The sequence below is a fragment of the Saccharomonospora sp. NPDC046836 genome (genome assembly GCF_040645195.1).
In the GTDB taxonomy this organism is placed as follows: domain Bacteria; phylum Actinomycetota; class Actinomycetes; order Mycobacteriales; family Pseudonocardiaceae; genus Prauserella_A.
Window position 1 is genome coordinate 121635 of sequence record NZ_JBEYXW010000003.1, and the last position, 17942, is coordinate 139576.

Here is a 17942-nt window from a genome sequence, read left to right on the forward strand (position 1 = left end):
GCGGCGCGGGCTGCGTGCCCCACAGCAAACGGCTGGCGCCGCTTGCAAAATCAATACGAGCTGGCTTCACCGTCGCCACTGGGCCAGCACCGTAACGGTGCCAGGAGCGATCTCGGTGTAGCCGGCATCGCGCACGACGACGACCGTGCGGTCCCGCCAGGCGGCAGCCGGATCAGTCGGGTACAGCCTCGCCCATTCGGCTGGCGTGGCCGGACGCACCGCGCACCGGAAGCCGCGGTCGCGCCAGGACGCCAGGTCGTCCTTGTCTAGTAGCGCAGCCAGCAGCATCGTGCCGTGCCCGACCTGCGCCGCGGCCTTGCCGACGGTCATGGTGATCTCCGGGTTGAGCAGCAGCCGCGGCAGGTCAGCCGGCGCCGGACCGGGCTCGTCGAGGGGCAGGTCGCTGCCGGAGACCTGCAACCTGGCCACCTCCTTCGGCAGGTCGGCGACCCGGCAGGGCAGCAACGCACGCGCCTGCGCTCCGGCCACCTCCACCGTCACCCCCGGCAGGTCCTGCACGGCACGCCAGTGCGCGCCACGCGCCCGCCGGGCGACCTTGCGGATGTGCCCGGCGAGCCACGTGCGCACGGGCTCATGCCACTCGCCGCCCTCGGCGGCACGCTCGTCGAGACACACCGCGAGCGCCGCGGTCGCCGCCGCCTCCAGCAGCGGGGTACGCGACGGTGGCTCGGCCTTCTCCATCCGCAGCACCACCGGCATCGCACGCACCTGGTCCGGCGGGGCGTCGGGAACGGCGGTCTGCTCGGCGGACAGCCCGAGCCACGAGGCGTACCGTCCCGCGAGCGGTTCGAGGATGAACGTCACGGCCGCACGAGCGGAAGGCCGTCCGCGGCGTCCGCCGCCTCGACCTCCGCACGCGTCACGCCGAGCATGAACAGCACGGCGTCGAGATACGGGTAGGACAGCGCGGCATCGGCGACCTCCCGCAGCGCGGGCTTGCCGTTGAACGCGATGCCCATTCCAGCCGCCGACAGCATGTCGATGTCGTTGGCGCCATCACCGACGGCAACGCACTGTCCAATGGGGATGCCGTAACCCGCCGCGAACCGGCGCAGCACCTCCGCCTTCCCAGCGCGGTCGATGATCTCGCCGGTCACCCGGCCGGTGAGCTTGCCGTCGACGATCTCCAGCTCGTTCGCGGCAGCGAAGTCGAGGCCGAGATCGGCGACGAGGCGGTCGATGATGCGGGTGAAGCCGCCGGAAACCACACCACACCGGAAGCCGAGCCGCTTCAGCGTGCGCACGGTGGTCCGCGCGCCGGGAGTCAACGTGATGGCATCGGCCACCTCGTCCAGCACGGACTCGGGCAGGCCCTCCAGCAGGCCGACACGCCGTTCGAGCGATTCGGTGAAGTTGAGCTCGCCACGCATGGCGGCTTCGGTGATCTCCCGCACCTGCGGCTCGACCCCGACGTAGGCGGCGAGCATCTCGATCACCTCGCCCTGGATGAGCGTGGAGTCGACGTCGAACACGACGAGCCGCTTCGCGCGGCGCGACAGGCCGGCACGTTCGATCGAGACATCCAGACCACCGCGCGAACCGACATCGGCGAGCATCGAGCGCAGCTCGGCGTCCGCCTCCGGAGTGTCCTTGGCCACCGAGGCGTACACCTCGAGACCGGTCACCGGGTAGTCGGCGATGCTGCGGATCGTGTCGATGTTGGCGTTCACCGCGGCCAGCCGGCGCGCCACCTCGGTGAACGCACGTGCCGTCACCGGACGGCCGAGCAGCACCAGAACGTGCGTGGAGCCCTGCCGGCCTTGCGCGAACGGGTCACTGCCAATGGCCGCGCCGATCCGGACCTCGACCTGCATGGACACCGACGCCATGGCCTGCTCGACCGCTTCCTGCAGCGCCTCGGCATCACTCTCTACACCGACCAGCACACCGAGCACCAGCTGTCCGCGGATCACCACCTGCTCGACGTCGAGAACCTCGACCCCGTGCCGCGTCAACGCCGCGAACAGCACCGAGGAGACGCCCGGCTTGTCCGGCCCCGTCGTGGTGATCAGGACAGGCGTGCTGCTCACTGTTCGGCCGTGTCCTTGTCAGGTTTGCCCTGGCTGGCGGCCCCGGTGAGCACCTCGGTCGATGCCGGTTCGCCATCCGGATGTGGCAGGGCCTTACCGGTGAAGCTGATGTGCCCTTCGCTGTGCAGCCGTTCGACCATGTGCGGGTAGTGCAGCTCGAACGCAGGACGCTCGGAGCGGATCCGCGGCAGCTCGGTGAAGTTGTGCCGTGGCGGCGGGCAACTGGTGGCCCATTCGAGCGAGTTGCCGTAACCCCACGGGTCGTCCACCGTGACGACCTCGCCGTAGCGGTAGCTCTTGAACACGTTCCAGATGAACGGCAGCGTCGAGGCGCCCAGGATGTAGGCGCCGATCGTGGAGATCGTGTTCAGCGTGGTGAAGCCGTCGGTGGTCAGGTAGTCGGCGTAGCGGCGGGGCATACCTTCCGCGCCCAGCCAGTGCTGCACCAGGAACGTCGCGTGAAAGCCGACGAACGTCGTCCAGAAGTGCAGCTTGCCCAGCGGTTCGTCCATCATCCGGCCGGTGATCTTGGGGAACCAGAAGTAGATCCCGGCGAAGGTCGCGAACACGATCGTGCCGTAGAGCACGTAGTGGAAGTGCGCCACCACGAAGTAGCTGTCCGACACGTGGAAGTCGATGGCGGGCGCAGCGAGCAGGATGCCGGTCAGGCCACCGAAGAGGAACGTGACGATGAAGCCGACGGAGAACAACATCGGCGTCTCGAAGCTGAGCTGGCCCTTCCACATCGTGCCGATCCAGTTGAAGAACTTCACACCGGTCGGCACCGCGATCAGGAAGGTCATGAAGGAGAAGAACGGCAGCAGCACCGCGCCGGTGGCGTACATGTGGTGCGCCCACACCGCCACCGACAGCGCGGCGATTCCCAGCGTCGCCCAGACCAGGCCCTTGTAACCGAAGATCGGTTTTCGGCTGAACACAGGGAAGATCTCCGACACGATGCCGAAGAACGGCAACGCAACGATGTAGACCTCGGGATGGCCGAAGAACCAGAACAGGTGCTGCCACAGGATGACACCGCCGGTGGCGGGGTCGAACACGTGCGCACCGATGTGCCGGTCGGCCAGCAGGCCCATCAGCGCCGCGGTGAGGATCGGGAACGCGAGCAGGATCAGGACGCTCGTGATCAGGATGTTCCAGGTGAAGATGGGCATCCGCCACATCGTCATACCGGGCGCGCGAAGGCACACGATCGTGGTGATCATGTTGACGGCACCGAGGATCGTGCCGAGACCCGAGACGATCAGGCCGGAGATCCACAGGTCGGCACCCGCACCCGGGGAGTGGATCGCATCCGACAGCGGCGTGTAGGCGAACCAGCCGAAGTCGGCGGCGCCACCCGGGGTGAGGAATCCGGAGACCACGATCAGGCCGCCGAAGAGGTACAGCCAGTACGAGAACGCGTTCAGCCGCGGGAACGCCACGTCGGGCGAGCCGATCTGCAGCGGCAGAATGAAGTTGGCGAACCCGAACAGAATCGGCGTCGCATACAGCAGCAGCATGATCGTGCCGTGCATGGTGAACAGCTGGTTGTACTGCTCCTGGGACAGGAACTGCTGTCCTGGCTGGGCCAGCTCGGTGCGGATGAGCATCGCCATCGCGCCGCCCACCATGAAGAAGGCGAACGACGTGACCAGATACATGATGCCGATCTGCTTGTGGTCCGTCGTGCGGAACAACCGCAGCAGGTACGAACCCTTCGCCGTCTTCTGCGCCGGGTATGGGCGCGTCGCGATCGGCTGGGGGGCTACGGCCGTCACTCCTGCCTCCTGCACTCGATAACCCCGCGTTCCTTGCTCGCCACGGGCGGGGACCCACGTTGGCTAGGTGGATCGTAGCCCGCATGGTTTTCCGACCTGCGCACCGGCTGGAGTGATCCGCCCCATCCGGGTCGGGTATGTCGCTTCCGGAACACGCCCTGGCGACACGTCCGGCTGTCTGCCGGACCGGGCCGCGCTACCCGCCGGACAACCGAACGTGCTGGTGAGGCTCGTCCCGGCAGCGCGAGCGGTGTCCCACACGGCCCAGCGGTGTTAGCTGTGTCACGGCGCAGTGCCTACGGGAGCCAGTCGAGGATGGCGCCTGCCACCCGATCCGGCGCCTCGAGCGGGGTCAGGTGACCCGCGCCGGGAATCTCGACCAGCCGTGCGCTCGGCAATGCCTCGGCCATGGCGCGGGCGGCATCCGGCGGTGTGACGGCGTCCTGCTCCCCCACGATCACGAGCACGGGCACGTCTGCCCCGCGCAGCGCGTCCATCGAGTCCGGCCGGGCCGCCATCGCCCGCTGTGCCCAGGCCACGCCGGCCGGTTGCTGGGCTTCGATCAGCTCACGGGTGGCGCCCACGACCTCGGGCCTCGACCGGAGCGTCTCCGCGGCGAGCAGGTTGGGCAGCATGGCCTCCGCGAGCCAGCTCGCGACACCCTCGGACTCGGCTCGCTCGGCGGTGGCGAGCCGGGTGGCCCTCGCCTCGTCGGTGTCCGCCGTCGCCCTGGTGTCGATCAGCACCAGCCCGCCAATGCGCTCGGGTGCCGTCCTGAGCACGGCCAGCGTGACGTACCCGCCCATCGAGCAGCCACCCAGCACGACCCGGTCCAGTTCGAGCCGGTCGAGCAGTGCGACGACGTCGCGCGCGGCGTCGTCCAGGCTGGGCGCGCGGTCGGTGCCGGGCAGCTCGGTCCGGCCGAGTCCACGCTGATCGGGTGTGATCACGCGGGTCCGTGCGGCCAGCGGCGCGCGCACCCCGTTCCACATTCGAGCGTCGAGTGGGTAGGCGTGCAGCAGAACCAGGGGGAGATCGGTCATGGGCCGAATTCTGTCGCCAAGCAGCCCGGCAACTCAACGGCGCCGGGTCGGCCTGCGCCGGGCCCTCGCCTGCCAGCACGCGCGGTGCCAGTGCCGCCGGTCGGCGACCGAGCCGGTCTCGTCAGCAGGCCAGGCGACCACATGCGGGACCCCGGGCTGGATCTCGTGGTCACAACCGGGGCACCGGTAGGCCTTCACCGCCTGCGCACCCGGCACGGTGCGCACCAGCCACTCTCCATCGGCACCCGACTCCGCCTGTGCCCAGCCCGCTCGGGCACCGGGCTCACGCGCGTCGCGGCGCTGGCGGTTACGTCGGGGCATACATCCCACGGTAACGGGCGCCGGACACCGCTACTCAGCCGTAGGCGACCGCGAACGGGACCAGTTGCTCGGCGGTGGTGAACGAGCCGTGCTGGCCGATCAGCGCGGACTCCTTGGGTTCGGCCTGGCGGCGCAACATGCCGGAGTTGCCGCGCGCGGCGGCCACGACGTCGCCGATCCGCGGCCGCACCTGATCGGCCACCCTGGGGCCGAACCAGCCCTGCTCGATCGCCTCGTCCCGTTCCAGTACCCAGGCCCGCGTGCCCAACGTCTCCCGCCAGGCGGCCAGCACGTCCGGCGCCGCCCCGTCCTCGGCATAGACGTGCCGGGCCCGCGGCTCCCCCGCCACCACACGCACCCCGGTGGACAGCTCCGGTTCGGCATCCAGGTCGACCACGGTGTCGTCGAGCTGGACCATGCCGTGATCCGCGACGACCGCGAACAGCGATCCCGCAGGCAACCCGGCCACCAGCGACTCCACCAGCCGGTCGACCTGGCCGAGCTGCAGGCGCCAGGCGGGTGAGCCGGGGCCGTAGATGTGGCCCATCGTGTCGAGGTCGGCGTGGTAGGCGTGGCAGAACGCGCGGTCGGGGCGCAACGCCGCCAGGGTGGCGGCCGCGAGATCGCCGAGCGCGCGCACACCGACGTACTGCCCGCCACGCAGCACCGCGCGAGTGAACGAGGTGCCGTCGAATGCCTTCGACGAGACCACGCTGGTACTCACTCCGGCCGCCGCGGCGCGGGAGAACGTGGTCGTCAGCGGCTGCACCTGCTCGGCGGGCAGGGTGTCGGTCAGATCCGGACCGCCAGGATGGTGGCGCCAGCTCAACGTGTTGAGCACGCCCACGCCGGGAACGTCGAAGGTGTAACCCGCCATGCCGTGCTCACCCGTCGCGACGCCGGTACCGATCGCCGCCAGGCCCGCCGCGGTGGTCGCCGGGTAGCCGACCCGTAGCGGGACGCGGCGCAGGCTGTTCAACACCGGCGCAACATCGGCATGCGCGTCGAGCAGTTCCCAGCCGAGACCGTCGATCAGCAGCACGCACGCGCGGGAGAGCTCGGGTACGTCGAGCGTGCTCGTGAATCCGGGGACGCCGAGGGCGTGCAGCAACGAGGGCACCACCTCGCTGAGGTGCGGTGTGTCGCGCGCGATGACGGGAAGATCCACCAGCCAAGCTTCCCACCCCGCTCGGGTAGACGCGATAATCAGCGGCATGCCGACCTACGCCTACCGCTGCCGCGAATGCACGTCCACGTTCGAGCTCAGCCGGCCGATGAGCGAGTCGGGTGCACCGGCGAGCTGCCCGGACGGCCACGGCGACACCGTCAAGCTCCTCACCACCGTTGCCCTCACCGGTTCCGCGAGCGCTCCCACTCCAGCCGGAGGCGGAGGCGGTTGCTGCGGCGGCGCCTGCGGCTGCGGCTAGCGGCTGAGCCGATGGGGTTCCGCCGTCGCCGCGAAGTGAAGCGGTTCTGGAAGTACTACGCGGGCGTGCAGACCATGATGCGCGAGGCTTCCGCGACAGCGCCTATGTGGGGTGTTTCCGGATGGACGGGGCTTCGCATGACCGCGCAGTGGTCCTTCGCCGATAGGGGCGAGTTGGCCACGGGCGGACTTCAGCACGGTGATGCCGAAGACCCGGACGCGGCACTGGTGCTCGTGTTCACGACGCGACAGTCCCCCGGTCAGCTCGTGAAAGAGCTCCAGTTCGGTCACGTGCTGGAAGGTCGGCCGCTGGACCGCGAGCTGGCGATGCGCTTTCGCCGGAGGGCTCCTGAGCCGGCGCCGACCTCCGGAGTCGAGATTCCGGTCGACGGGCGGCCGCGTGGTTTCCGGTACTGGGAAGCCGATACGGGGTGGCAGGCCGCGTGGCGGTTCGATGACCGTTACGCGTTGGTACTGGACACACGGTATCGATCCGGCCGAGCTTGCCTTGATCTCCGTGCCTGACATCGAGCCCTACCTCGCCGGCCAGCGAGCCTGGATTCACGACCGGCACGACTGCTGAGCTCGAGTCGCCGGATCAGCTCGCCGGCAGCTTCGGCCAGACCGCACCCGCCATGGCGCGGGCAGCCTCGCAGGGAGGCTTGCGAGTCACGCCGCGCACGAAGATGCCCGCGAACTCCACCTCGCCGTTGCTCGCGCCCGCGAAGGGTTGATGCGGCAGCTCGATCACGCACATCTCGCCGCCGCTTTCGTACACGAACGCCTCCCGGCCCGCGATCGACTCCCGCACGGTCCCCGCCCCCTCCTGCGGGGGCACGCCGACATACATGGCCACCGAGGCGTAGGCCTCACCCAGTTCCCAACGGCAGTAGTGCCCACTGGGAACCGGGATCTGCTGTGCCTCGCCCTCTCCCAGCACCGCGGCCAGCTGGCCGCCGTCCAGCATCGGCGCCCCGTCCCCGCAGGCGTCCACGCTGCCGAAGGAGTTGTCGGCAAAACTGAAATGCCGCACCGGCTTCTCCTCGGCCAGTGACTCGACCACCAGGTCCAGAACAGTCTCCGACAGCAGGCACAGCTGTTCCTCCGGGATGTCACCCGGCTCGGCCCCCGCCGCGTAGGTGGTCGCGTGGACCTGCAGCTGGTAGTCGTCCGGGAACACGATGTACAGGTAGCACTCCCCTGCGCCCGGCATCCGCTCCATGGTCAGCTGGCGCGGCAGTTCCTTGTCAGGGTCCACGACCTGGCCCGTCCCGGTCTCCCGTTCCCGCAACATGCCGACACTCACCGTCACGGTGGAACCGTCCATGGTGACCGGCAGATCGCAGTACTCGAACGACGGGAGCGGGTCACCGTCGATCCGCATGGGCGGGGCAAGAGCTTCCACGTCGAGCAGGCTGCAGTAGTCGACGGTCGTGAAGTCACCGAGCGCGTCCTGCGCCGACAGCGGCTCGTTGCGCTGCCGCTCCCGCTCGATCTCCCGCAGCACCTCGGGATCCGGGGCGGCCATGCCTGCGACCGGGCTCGCGCAGCCCGCGAGCAGCAGGAGCACAGCCGCGAGCCAGCCCCGGACGAGCTTGTTCATCAGACCGCCTTCATCTCGGCGTCGGCGGGAGCCGAGGCCAGATCAGTTCCGCGAGCCGGCGGGCGACGGGACACGCATCCGGCACACCGGGGAGGTAAGCGTAGACCGAAATGATCTCTATTGCGTAGGGGTCGTTCTCGGTGAAGGCGATGTGCGGCGACTCCACCGCACAGTAGCCCGCAGCCAGTGGCACCACGCGCGCCTGCCTGCCGCCGATCGCGTCGTCGTAGGCCGGACTTCCCGGCGTCCGTACGTCGTGCAACGCGTACTCGATCTTCACCGAGGGCGCATCGGCTTGCGCACCTCCCCACTGGCACCAGTGACCGATCAGCGGCTGCCACGGTGCCGCGGCTGCGCCGACGATCGCCGCAACCTCGTCTGCACGGGCCAGCGAGCAGGCATCCGTCCGGCCGAGCGAGTTCTGCCGGAAGGTCAGCCATTCGACCTTGCCGGTGACGATGTTCTGCCGCACTCCGTCCACCGCGGCGCCTGCGACCAAGCACAGCGTCTCCCTGGCCTGCCCCTCGCCCCGGGCAGCGACCTCCAGGTTGACACCGTCGGAAAACAACAGGTACTTGAAGCACCAGCCGGGTTCATAGGTGTCGTAACTGCGCACGGACAGCTCACGCGGGAGGGCACGTACCTCGTTGACGTTCCCTGCGAACTGGCTGTGCTCGGCGTCGTCGAGGTAGCCGATGGTCAGCACAACCGGACCTGACGCAGTGGCGACGTCCACTGTGCACGTCAGAAAACTGCTCTCGGCTGGCCCGGTCCTCGCGTTGATGGCGCGCAGCGGCGCCGGTTGGAACAGGCTGCAGTAGTCGACCGTGTTCAGGTCGCCGAAGACCGCGCGACCCCGCAACGGCCCGGCTTCGCCGGGCATGGGTGTCCCCTGCACACGGATACAGCCGGCCAGCAGCAGAAGGGCGGCCAGCAGGACGACGACGAGCCTTGTCGGCATGCCGGTTTATCGGCGATGACAGGCGAATTGTCACATTCAGAGGTCGCGACGCCGGGTCGAGCTCACCGGCGCGTCACTCGTCGAAGTTCCGCGCGGCAAGTGCCTCGATGCGGTGGATGGCCTCGTCCGCCTGCGGGCCGGTGGCCGCGATCTCGATCAGGTCACCCTTGCGCGCGGACAGCGACATCAGCGCGAGAACGCTGTGCCCATCAGCCTCTTCAGTGCCCAGCCGGATCCGGACGTCGGCGTCGAGACCGGCGATGCTGCGCACGAGCAGGGCCGCGGGGCGGGCGTGCAGGCCGATCTCGTTCTGCAGGGTCAGCCGCGTGCGCTGTGCCGCTCCCATCTCCGGGGCCGGCTGCCCCAGCTCGGCGGGTGCGCCGGCCGAGGCCGCCGCCTCGGCGACGGCCGCCCGGTCGGCACCGCCCTGCGCTGCCACCGCGGCGGCCACCGCGCCCTCCACCAGCGGCGCGTCGACCACCACGGCGGCGCCGGGATCGGGCAGCGACTCCACGGCCAGCTCCGCGGTCATCTGCGCGCTGCCGAGGTCGTAGAGCAGGACCACGCCGGCACCGACGTCGGCCCGCTGCACGGCCGCGACCGTCAGATCGAAGTCGGTACCGATGCCGCCACCGGGCAGCCCGCCCGCGGCGAGCAGGGTGACGTCCGGGGCCATCTGCCCAGCGAGCTCCGCCACGCCCTCGGCCAGCTGGCGGCTGTGCGCCACGATCACCAGGCTGACCCTCATCGCACGGCCTCGGCGAACGCGCGTAACAGCAGAGCGGTGGAACGGGCACCGGGGTCGAGGTGACCGATGCTGCGCTCGCCGAGGTAGGACGCCCTGCCCTTGCGGGCGATGAGCGGAATGGTCGACTCGGCACCGGTGCCGGCGGCATCGGCGGCCGCGGCGAGGAGCCCAGCGATACCGTCGGTCTCCGCCGCCTCGGCTGCCACGACCGCGGAGGCCAGCGCGTCGACCATCGTCGCGTCGCCGACGTCGGCCTTGCCGCGCGCGACCACGCCCGCCAGCGCCGCCCGCAGCGCGCCAACCACTGCCGCAGCGTCCAATTCGGACTTGTCTCCGAGTGTGGTGGCGGCGCGCAGGAAAGCGGTGCCGTACAGCGGCCCCGCTGCCCCGCCGACCTTCGAGATCAGCGTGCTGGCGGCGATCTTCAGTACTCCGCCTGGTGTTTCCGGCACCGCAGAGTCCAATGCGGACATTACCGCGGCGAACCCACGGTTGAGATTCTCGCCGTGGTCGGCATCGCCGATGGGGCGGTCCAAATCGGTCAGCTCCACCCGGTGCAGCGCAACAGTGTCGGCACCGGCTCGCAGCACGGCCACGACATCAGTGGCACCGCACCCCATCACATCCGCCAACGCAGTGCCGGCGTGTTCACCGGGGCATCCCACAGTTCGGTCAGCTCATCGTCCATACGCAACAGTGTCACGCTGATCCCCTGCATTTCCAGACTCGTGATGTAGGGCCCGACGAGCCTGCGAGTGACCCGGATGCCGCGCTCGGCCAGCAACCGCTCGGCGATGCCGTGCGCGAGGTACAGCTCGATGAGCGGCGTGCCACCCATCGAGTTCGTGAACAGCAGCACCTCGTCGCCGTCCCCGAACGGCAGGTCCTCCGCGACCGCCGAGATCATGCGTTCCACCAGCGTGTCGGCCGGTTCGGCCTTGATCCGCTCGCGGCCCGGCTCGCCGTGGATACCAATGCCGAACTCGATCTCGTCGGCACCGAGGTCGAAGCTCGGCTCGCCGACGTGCGGCACCGTGGGTGCCGTCAGCGCCACGCCGATCGAGCGCACCTGGCCGATCACCTTCCGTGCCAGCGCCTCGACCTCATCGAGCCGGGCACCACGCTCTGCCGCTGCACCGGTGAGCTTCTCCAGCAGCACGGTGCCGCCGACGCCCCGCCTGCCCGCGGTGAACGTCGAGTCGGCAACAGCGACGTCGTCGTCGATCACCACGCTGCGCACGTCGAGCTCCTCGGCCGCGGCGAGCTCCGCGGCCGTCTCGAAGTTCAGCACGTCGCCGGTGTAGTTCTTCACGATCAGCAGGGCACCCGCCGCACCCGTGGTCGCCTGGACCGCGGCCTGCACCGCATCCGGCGTCGGCGAGGTGAACACGGCGCCCGGCACCGCCGCATCCAGCATGCCCGGGCCCACGAAACCCGCGTGCATTGGTTCATGCCCTGAGCCGCCGCCCGAGATGATGGCGACCTTGCCATTCACGGGCGCATCCGCGCGGACGACATGGTTCGGGTCGTATCCCACGCGAAGCAGGTCGGAATGCGCGGCGGCCAGCCCCCTGAGCGACTCGGTGACCACGATCGCCGGGTCGTTGATGATCTTCTTCACGACGTCCTCCCAGCCACGGCATTGTGCGGGTAGCAGCCCCTCAACCTAACTACGCGGGGCGGGCCGGCGCCAAGTGGCGAAAGACCTCAGGCACGCGGCAGTTTCGGGATGACGGTCTTGGCGACCTCGACGGCCCTGGCGCAGGCGTCGTCCTTGGTCATGCCGTCGGAGTAGTCCGAGTAGGTCACCGCCGCGAGCTCGCCCATGCCTTCCTCGGCACCGGGCCGGTGCAACCAGCTGACATCACACTCGGCGAGATCAATCGTGCTCTGCCGCTGCACGGCCTGCGTGCCGCCGAGGTCCACCGGCGCCACACCCTCGTCGTCCGTATCCGGAAGGTAGCCCTCGCGGAAGCGGACCATGACCGCACTCTGACCGCCGTCGGCCAGCCTGCATTCGTGCAGCCCCATGGGGGTCCTGCGCACGGTGCCATTGAGCACGTCGGAGAGCACTGCCTCGTCAACGCTGGTGCACGCATCGACCTCGACGAGCGAACCTGGCTCCTGCTGGTACTGCGGCGGGCCTGCCCGCAGTGCCTGCACCACCCGCTGCAGCGTGCCGTAGCCGGCGTCGCACGCGTTGCCGCCCTCGTACCCGACCTGCGCGGACACCCCCAGGTCCGGGTCCCTCGACGTGACCGCCGTGACGATGCAGGTCGTGTCATCGAGCTTGCTCTCCACGAGCGGCAGTCCCTCGATGGAGCCGCTCGCCCGGCTCGCGAGCACGAGCGACTCGCCGAGATCGAGTGAGACGCTGATGGTCTTGCCGCCCGCGTCCTGCACCTCGACCCGGCAGGCTCCCCAGTCGGACTCGTAGAAGTCGGCGGCAGTGCCGAGCTGGTCCACAACGCCACTGCCGAGCAATGCGCACGGATCCACGGTGCGCAGTGTGGAGACGCCGACGGCCGGGTCGGAGATCGGCCCCGTCGGCACGTCACCCTGGCCGCTGCCCGGCTCTGCGCTGACCGTGGTGCGCTCGAAGTTGGCCCGCGACAGGTCCTCCCCTGCGCAGCCACCGACGAGGCCGAGCAGGATGACACCGAACGCGAGTACCGGACGGCGGTGCGCAGCTTTCAACACGAGTGCACGTTATCGGGGCGGGCCGCACGCCGCGCGCGCAACCTGACCTTGCGCCTGCCTGTGGCTAGTCCGCCGCGGCAGCTGTCGCGGCTCGCTCGGCGGCAGGCTCGGCCTCCACCGGGACCAGGATCGGCCGCAGCCGTGCCCACAGCACGAACAGCGCCGCGAACACGAGCATGCCGATGCCGGCCCACAGGTTGATGTTGATGCCCGCGCTCTTGGCGATGTCGGAGTCCGTCATGAACCCGATGCCCAGCACCGTCAGCACCGCGCCGTAGACGCCGATGAGCAACGCGATGACCAGCCTGATGTCGAAAACGCCTGCGCGGCGCTCGCGCGATCCGTTCGCCATGCTTACCGCCTCCTAGAAGATGATGTTGAACGCAATGGTCAGGACCAGAACGATGCCTGCGAGCAGCCCGGGCTTGCGGTACCACCCGGCGTCATCGCCCGTCGTCGAGTGCTGCAACGTGTCCCTGGGGGTCAGCGAGTAGACCAGGCCGACGAGCTGGCCGGCCGGCTTGGGCTGGGTCGCGTAGGTCACAGCCACACTCACCACGATGTCGACCACGAACGCCGCACCGGCACCGACGAACGAGGCACCCTGACCCGGCAGGTCCCACACACCGGTCTCGGCCAGCAGGAAGACCGCCACCGCGGCCGCGGTGCCGCTGACCAGCCCGGTCCAGCCGGCTGTCGCCGTCATCCGCTTCCAGAACATGCCGAGGATGAACGTCGCGAACAGCGGCGCGTTGAAGAACGAGAACAGCTGCTGCAGGTAGTCCATCAGGTTGTTGTAGGTGGACGCGATGAAGGCGGTACCGATCGCCAGTACGGTCGCCGCAGCCGTCACCACTCGCCCTGTGCGCAGGTAGTAGTCGTCGGACCGCCCCTTGCGGAGGTAGGCCTGCCAGATGTCGTAGGTGAAGACCGTGTTGAACGAGCTGAGGTTCGCGGCCATGCCTGCCATGAACGACGCGAGCAGGCCGGCGATGGCGATGCCCAGCATTCCGTTGGGCAGCAGATCCCGCATGAGCAGCAGCAGCGCGTCGTTGTAGGTGGCACCGCTGGGCGCGGACTGCCCGTTCATCAGGGCGGCATTGTTCTCGCCGGCGAGCTCGGTGACGGTGACGCCGGCGATCATGCCCGGGATGATCACGATGAAGGGCATCAGCATCTTCGGGAAGGCGCCGATGATCGGTGTCCGCCTCGCCGCGGACATGCTCTTCGAGGCCATCGCGCGCTGGACCTCGACGAAGTTGGTCGTCCAGTAGCCGAACGACAGCACGAACCCGAGGCCGAAAACCAGGCCCAGCACGGAAAGGAAGTTGCTGCCGAACCCGGTGAGCTGGTTGCCCGGCCAGGAGCTGAGCTGGCCGGCGCCGCCCGGTCCCCCGGTGACCTTCTCGACCAGACCGTTCCAGCCACCGACCTTGTAGAGGCCGACGATCGTCAGCGGCAGCAGTGCGGCGACGATGACGAAGAACTGGAGCACCTCGTTGTAGATCGCGGCGGACAGGCCACCGAGCGCGGTGTAGGACAGCACGATCACCGCGGCGAGGACGACCGAGACCCAGATCGGCCAGCCGAGCAGCAGGTTGACGACGCTGGCGAGCAGGAACAGGTTCGCACCGGCGATGAGGATCTGCGCGAGCGCGAAGCTGATGCCGTTGACCAGGTGGGCGGGCTTGCCGAAGCGGCGCAGCATGAACTCGGGAACACTGCGGACCTTCGAGCCGTAGTAGAACGGCATCATCACGATGCCGAGGAACAGCATCGCGGGTACCGCGCCGATCCAGAAGTAGTGCGCCGTGGGCAGGCCGTACTGGGCACCGTTGGCCGACATGCCCATTACCTCGATCGCGCCGAGGTTGGCGGCGATGAAAGCCAGCCCCGTCACCCAGGCCGGCAGCGACCTGCCGGACAGGAAGAAGTCGAGGCTGGTCGAGACCTGCCGGCGGGCCAGATAGCCGATGGCGAGCACCAGCGTGAAGTAGAAGGCCAGCAGCACATAGTCGACCGCGTTCGCATCAAGCCGCAGATCCGCCTGGGCGAGGACGTTCATCGGCCCACCTCCGGATTAAACAAGAGTCAACGTCATCCAGCAGAGCAACGCACAGTACCGCACGATATTCCACTGCCGGTACCGCGGCAACGGGGATCGACAACACTTGGTGACCGGTTTACGGCGAACGGCGGAGTCACCCTTGCGCGCTGGCCTGGTCGTGGCGGCGCTGCGCGGCGAGGATGTCGGGAGTCCGCCGCTCAATCCACTCGACCAGCTGCCACAACGGGTCGATCAACTCCGCACCGAGTGGCGTGAGCCGGTAGCTCACCTTCGGCGGCCGGGAGTTCTCTACCGAACGCTCGATCAGCCCGTCCCGGCACAGCACACCGAGGTTCTGGGACAGCATCTTCTCGCTGATGCCACCGATCCGGTCCCGGAGCTGGGCGAAGCGCAGCGGACCAGACCTCAGCGCCGCCACGATGAGGATGCCCCAGCGACCGGCGAGGTGACCGAACACCTCGCGGCCGGGGCAGTCGGCAGTGAAGACATCGGTGACCGGTTCCACGGTAAGGAGCTTACGTCAAAGTAGGTACTTACGAAAAGTCAGCTCGTTGCCTAGTCTGGCTCCATGAGCACCCTGACTGTCGACATCTGGTCCGATCTGCTGTGCCCGTGGTGCTACATCGGCAAGCGCCGGTTCGAGAAGGCGTTGTCCGCCTTCCCACATCGCGACGCCGTGCAGGTGCGCTGGCGCAGCTTCGAACTGGATCCGAACCTGCACACCGAGCCGCGGGTGACCCTGCCCGAGCGCCATCGCCGTGATCTCGGTGGCACTCCCGCCGAGGCGGCACAACGATTGGCGGCGGTGGCGGACCTCGCCGCCGCGGAGGGCCTCGACTACCGCCTCGACCTGGCATATCCCGTCAACAGCTTCGATGCTCACCGGCTGACTCACTATGCCGAGCAGGCGGGCCACGGCGAGGCCGTGCGCGAGCGCCTGCTGCGTGCCTACACCGGCGAAGGCGCGGTCCTGTCCGACCTGGAGACGCTCATCCGCCTCGGCACCGAGGCCGGGCTCGAGCCGGATGCCACCCGAGATGTGCTGACCGGCTCCGAGTTCGCCGACGCGGTACGCGCCGACGAGAACGCGGCGGCCCGAATGGGTATCAACGGCGTGCCCACATTCGTCTTCGCCGGCCGATACGCGGCCTCCGGCGCGCAACCGGCCGAGGCGCTCACCGAACTACTGACCCGAGCCTGGGACTCGCCGCGCCCCGGTCAGAACAGGCGGAACTCGTCGGACTCGATCCCGCGCAGCGCGTCGTAGTCCAACGTCACGCAGCGGATGCCGCGGTCCTCGGCCAGCGTGCGGGCCTGGGGCTTGATCTGCTGCGCAGCGAACACACCTGCCACCGGCGCCAGGAGCGGATCGCGGTTGAGCAGTTCGAGGTAGCGGGTGAGCTGCTCGACACCGTCGATCTCGCCTCGCCGCTTGATCTCCACGGCGACCGACGAGCCGGCGGCGTCCCTGGCGAGGATGTCGACCGGGCCGATCGCGGTGGGGTACTCGCGGCGGACCAACGAGTAGCCGTCGCCGAGCGTGGTGATGTGCTCGGCAAGCAGTTCCTGCAGATGCGCCTCGACGCCGTCCTTGACCAGGCCGGGCTCGGCTCCGAGGTCGTGCTTCACCTCGTCGATCACGCTCTCGATCGTGATGACCAGCTTCTCGCCCGCCTTGTTCTCGACGATCCAGAGGTTGCCGTCCTCGATGAGCCAGCACGGTGGGCTCATCCAGTTCAGCGGCTTGTAGGCGCGGTCGTCCGAATGCACGGATACCGAACCGTCCGACTTGACCAGCAGCAACCGGGTTGCCATGGGCAGGTGAGCGGTGAGGCGGCCGGCGTAGTCGACCTGGCAGCGAGCGATGACCAAGCGCACGGGGGAGAGACTAAGGGACTTGGCAGACTGAGAGTGTGGACCCCATACAGCGCGTGTCGACCCGCGAGGTGTACCGCAACGACTGGATGACCGTCCGCGAGGACGCGATCCGCCGGCCGGACGGCTCGGCCGGGATCTACGGCGTGGTCGACAAGCCCCACTACGCCCTGGTCATCCCGCTGGATGGCGACCGGCTCACGCTCGTGGAGCAGTTCCGCTACCCGCTCGGCATGCGCCGGTGGGAGTTCCCGCAGGGCACAGCGCCGGGGCAGGCCAGGCTGGATCCGCGCGAGCTGGCCCGGCGGGAGCTGCGCGAGGAGACGGGACTGGTTGCGGGTTCCCTCGTCGAGCTGGGTGTTCTCGACGTCGCGGCCGGCATGTCCAGCCAGCGCGGCACCGCCTACCTGGCCACCGAGCTGCGGGCGGGGGTACCCGACCGCGAGCACGAGGAGCAGGACATGCGCACCGGGTGGTTCACGCGCGGCGAGTTCGACAAGATGGTCCGCTCCGGCGAGATCACCGATGCCCAGTCACTGGCCGCCTACGCCCTCCTGCTGCTCCACCAGTGATAGGTCAGTCCGGCCAGACGGGGTGCCGCTTCTCCAGGAAGGCAGCCATCCCCTCACGTGCGCCGGGGAGCTGCGACGCCGCCGCCATGACCTCGATCGCGATGGCGTAGGCGTCCTCCTCGGGGCGGTCCAGCTGGGCGTACAGCGTCTGCTTGCCCAGCGCCTTGCCCGCCCGGCTGCCCCGGGTGGCGCGGGCCAGCAGCTCGGCGATGGCCTCGTCCAGCGCGGCGTCGGGTACCACCCGGTTGACCAGTCCCCAGTCCAGCGCAGTCGCGGCGTCGATCGGGTCGCCGGTCAGCGCGAGCTCCATCAGCCGCTTGCGGCCGACCGAACGGGCGACCGGGACGGCAGGCGTGTGGCAGAACCAGCCGCCCTTGCCACCCGGCAGCGCGAAGCCCGCCGACTCCGCGGCAACGGCCAGATCGCACGACGCCACGAGCTGGCAACCCGCCGCGGTGGCCAGGCCGTGTACCCGCGCGACCACCACCTGCGGCACCGCCTGGATCGTGCGCATGACCTCGGTGCACAGCCGCAGCAGCTCCCGCACCCCGAGCAGATCACGCGCGGCCACGTCGGCGAAGTCGTGCCCGGCGGAGAAGACCGGCCCGGCGGCTGCGAGCACGATGCCCGTGGCATCGGACTCGCCCGCCTCCCGGAACGCCGCCAGAAGTTCCCTGAGATGGTCCTCGGACAGGGAGTTCCGCCGTCCTGCCCGGTTCATCGTGATGGTGATCGTGTCACCCTCGCGCTTGACCAGCAGATGTTCGTACTCGCCCATGCCCTGACGGTAGCGCCG

The 17942-nt window shown here is 69.1% G+C and carries 21 protein-coding genes; 4 read left to right on the top strand and 17 right to left on the bottom strand.

Annotation, left to right across the window (positions count from 1 at the left end; genetic code table 11):
• Nucleotides 1-66: 66 nt before the first annotated feature.
• The 6 genes from ABZ863_RS05680 to ABZ863_RS05705 form a co-directional block, all read right to left on the bottom strand.
• Entirely contained in the window at nucleotides 67-825 is a 759-nt protein-coding gene (locus ABZ863_RS05680) for a peptidyl-tRNA hydrolase (RefSeq protein ID WP_358531457.1), read from the bottom strand.
• Nucleotides 822-2051, bottom strand: a complete 1230-nt coding sequence (gene serB, locus ABZ863_RS05685) for a phosphoserine phosphatase SerB (RefSeq protein WP_358531459.1) — start codon at nucleotides 2049-2051, stop codon at nucleotides 822-824. Before serB ends, ABZ863_RS05680 begins: the two co-directional genes overlap by 4 nt.
• Entirely contained in the window at nucleotides 2048-3829 is a 1782-nt protein-coding gene (ctaD, locus tag ABZ863_RS05690; RefSeq protein WP_358531460.1) for a cytochrome c oxidase subunit I, read from the bottom strand. Before ctaD ends, serB begins: the two co-directional genes overlap by 4 nt.
• A 296-nt stretch (nucleotides 3830-4125) precedes the next feature.
• Nucleotides 4126-4872 carry an alpha/beta fold hydrolase gene (locus ABZ863_RS05695; protein WP_358531462.1) on the bottom strand — a complete coding sequence of 249 codons (747 nt, stop codon included), beginning with the start codon at nucleotides 4870-4872 and terminating at the stop codon, nucleotides 4126-4128.
• Between the two features lie 33 nt (nucleotides 4873-4905).
• Nucleotides 4906-5193, bottom strand: a complete 288-nt coding sequence (locus ABZ863_RS05700) for a hypothetical protein (RefSeq protein ID WP_358531463.1) — start codon at nucleotides 5191-5193, stop codon at nucleotides 4906-4908.
• 34 nt (nucleotides 5194-5227) lie between these two features.
• The gene (locus ABZ863_RS05705) at nucleotides 5228-6361 is read right to left on the bottom strand and encodes a nucleotide pyrophosphatase/phosphodiesterase family protein (RefSeq protein WP_358531465.1); all 1134 of its coding nucleotides are present in this window, start codon (nucleotides 6359-6361) and stop codon (nucleotides 5228-5230) included.
• A 46-nt stretch (nucleotides 6362-6407) separates the two neighbouring features.
• On the opposite strand from ABZ863_RS05705, the gene ABZ863_RS05710 reads away from it, so the two are divergent.
• Nucleotides 6408-6620, top strand: coding sequence for a zinc ribbon domain-containing protein (locus ABZ863_RS05710; RefSeq protein ID WP_358531466.1), 213 nt, complete (start codon nucleotides 6408-6410; stop codon nucleotides 6618-6620).
• A 137-nt stretch (nucleotides 6621-6757) separates the two neighbouring features.
• Complete coding sequence (locus ABZ863_RS05715; RefSeq protein WP_358531468.1) at nucleotides 6758-7144, top strand: hypothetical protein; 387 nt, start codon at nucleotides 6758-6760, stop codon at nucleotides 7142-7144.
• A 73-nt stretch (nucleotides 7145-7217) separates the two neighbouring features.
• Here the strand turns inward: ABZ863_RS05715 and ABZ863_RS05720 are convergent, their stop codons facing one another.
• The 9 genes from ABZ863_RS05720 to ABZ863_RS05760 all read right to left on the bottom strand — a co-directional run bounded on the left by ABZ863_RS05720 (nucleotide 7218) and on the right by ABZ863_RS05760 (nucleotide 15204).
• On the bottom strand, nucleotides 7218-8222 hold the full coding sequence (locus ABZ863_RS05720; protein ID WP_358531470.1) for a hypothetical protein: 1005 nt from the start codon (nucleotides 8220-8222) through the stop codon (nucleotides 7218-7220).
• Nucleotides 8223-8232: 10 nt separating this feature from the next.
• The gene (locus tag ABZ863_RS05725; protein ID WP_358531471.1) at nucleotides 8233-9183 is read right to left on the bottom strand and encodes a hypothetical protein; all 951 of its coding nucleotides are present in this window, start codon (nucleotides 9181-9183) and stop codon (nucleotides 8233-8235) included.
• Between the two features lie 73 nt (nucleotides 9184-9256).
• Nucleotides 9257-9931, bottom strand: coding sequence for a dihydroxyacetone kinase phosphoryl donor subunit DhaM (gene dhaM / locus ABZ863_RS05730; protein WP_358531472.1), 675 nt, complete (start codon nucleotides 9929-9931; stop codon nucleotides 9257-9259).
• The gene (gene dhaL, locus ABZ863_RS05735; protein WP_358531473.1) at nucleotides 9928-10551 is read right to left on the bottom strand and encodes a dihydroxyacetone kinase subunit DhaL; all 624 of its coding nucleotides are present in this window, start codon (nucleotides 10549-10551) and stop codon (nucleotides 9928-9930) included. Before dhaL ends, dhaM begins: the two co-directional genes overlap by 4 nt.
• On the bottom strand, nucleotides 10551-11552 hold the full coding sequence (gene dhaK, locus ABZ863_RS05740; RefSeq protein ID WP_358531475.1) for a dihydroxyacetone kinase subunit DhaK: 1002 nt from the start codon (nucleotides 11550-11552) through the stop codon (nucleotides 10551-10553). Before dhaK ends, dhaL begins: the two co-directional genes overlap by 1 nt.
• Before the next feature lie 86 nt (nucleotides 11553-11638).
• Nucleotides 11639-12631, bottom strand: coding sequence for a hypothetical protein (locus ABZ863_RS05745; RefSeq protein ID WP_358531476.1), 993 nt, complete (start codon nucleotides 12629-12631; stop codon nucleotides 11639-11641).
• A gap of 64 nt (nucleotides 12632-12695) precedes the next feature.
• Nucleotides 12696-12983 carry a hypothetical protein gene (locus ABZ863_RS05750; RefSeq protein WP_358531478.1) on the bottom strand — a complete coding sequence of 96 codons (288 nt, stop codon included), beginning with the start codon at nucleotides 12981-12983 and terminating at the stop codon, nucleotides 12696-12698.
• 12 nt (nucleotides 12984-12995) lie between these two features.
• Nucleotides 12996-14696, bottom strand: a complete 1701-nt coding sequence (locus ABZ863_RS05755) for a sodium:solute symporter family protein (protein WP_358531480.1) — start codon at nucleotides 14694-14696, stop codon at nucleotides 12996-12998.
• A 136-nt stretch (nucleotides 14697-14832) separates the two neighbouring features.
• Nucleotides 14833-15204 carry a helix-turn-helix domain-containing protein gene (locus ABZ863_RS05760; RefSeq protein WP_358531482.1) on the bottom strand — a complete coding sequence of 124 codons (372 nt, stop codon included), beginning with the start codon at nucleotides 15202-15204 and terminating at the stop codon, nucleotides 14833-14835.
• A 63-nt stretch (nucleotides 15205-15267) separates the two neighbouring features.
• On the opposite strand from ABZ863_RS05760, the gene ABZ863_RS05765 reads away from it, so the two are divergent.
• A complete protein-coding gene (locus ABZ863_RS05765; protein WP_358531484.1) occupies nucleotides 15268-15966 on the top strand; it encodes a DsbA family oxidoreductase in 699 nt (232 codons plus the stop codon).
• On the opposite strand, the gene nucS is transcribed toward ABZ863_RS05765, so the two are convergent.
• Nucleotides 15918-16577: an endonuclease NucS gene (gene nucS, locus ABZ863_RS05770; protein ID WP_358531485.1), complete on the bottom strand. Its 660-nt coding sequence runs from the start codon at nucleotides 16575-16577 to the stop codon at nucleotides 15918-15920. The genes ABZ863_RS05765 and nucS overlap by 49 nt on opposite strands.
• A 35-nt stretch (nucleotides 16578-16612) precedes the next feature.
• Between nucS and ABZ863_RS05775 the strand changes: the two genes are divergently transcribed.
• Nucleotides 16613-17146: an NUDIX hydrolase gene (locus ABZ863_RS05775; RefSeq protein ID WP_358531487.1), complete on the top strand. Its 534-nt coding sequence runs from the start codon at nucleotides 16613-16615 to the stop codon at nucleotides 17144-17146.
• Nucleotides 17147-17150: 4 nt separating this feature from the next.
• Here the strand turns inward: ABZ863_RS05775 and ABZ863_RS05780 are convergent, their stop codons facing one another.
• The gene (locus ABZ863_RS05780) at nucleotides 17151-17924 is read right to left on the bottom strand and encodes an enoyl-CoA hydratase-related protein (protein WP_358531489.1); all 774 of its coding nucleotides are present in this window, start codon (nucleotides 17922-17924) and stop codon (nucleotides 17151-17153) included.
• Nucleotides 17925-17942: the final 18 nt, after the last annotated feature.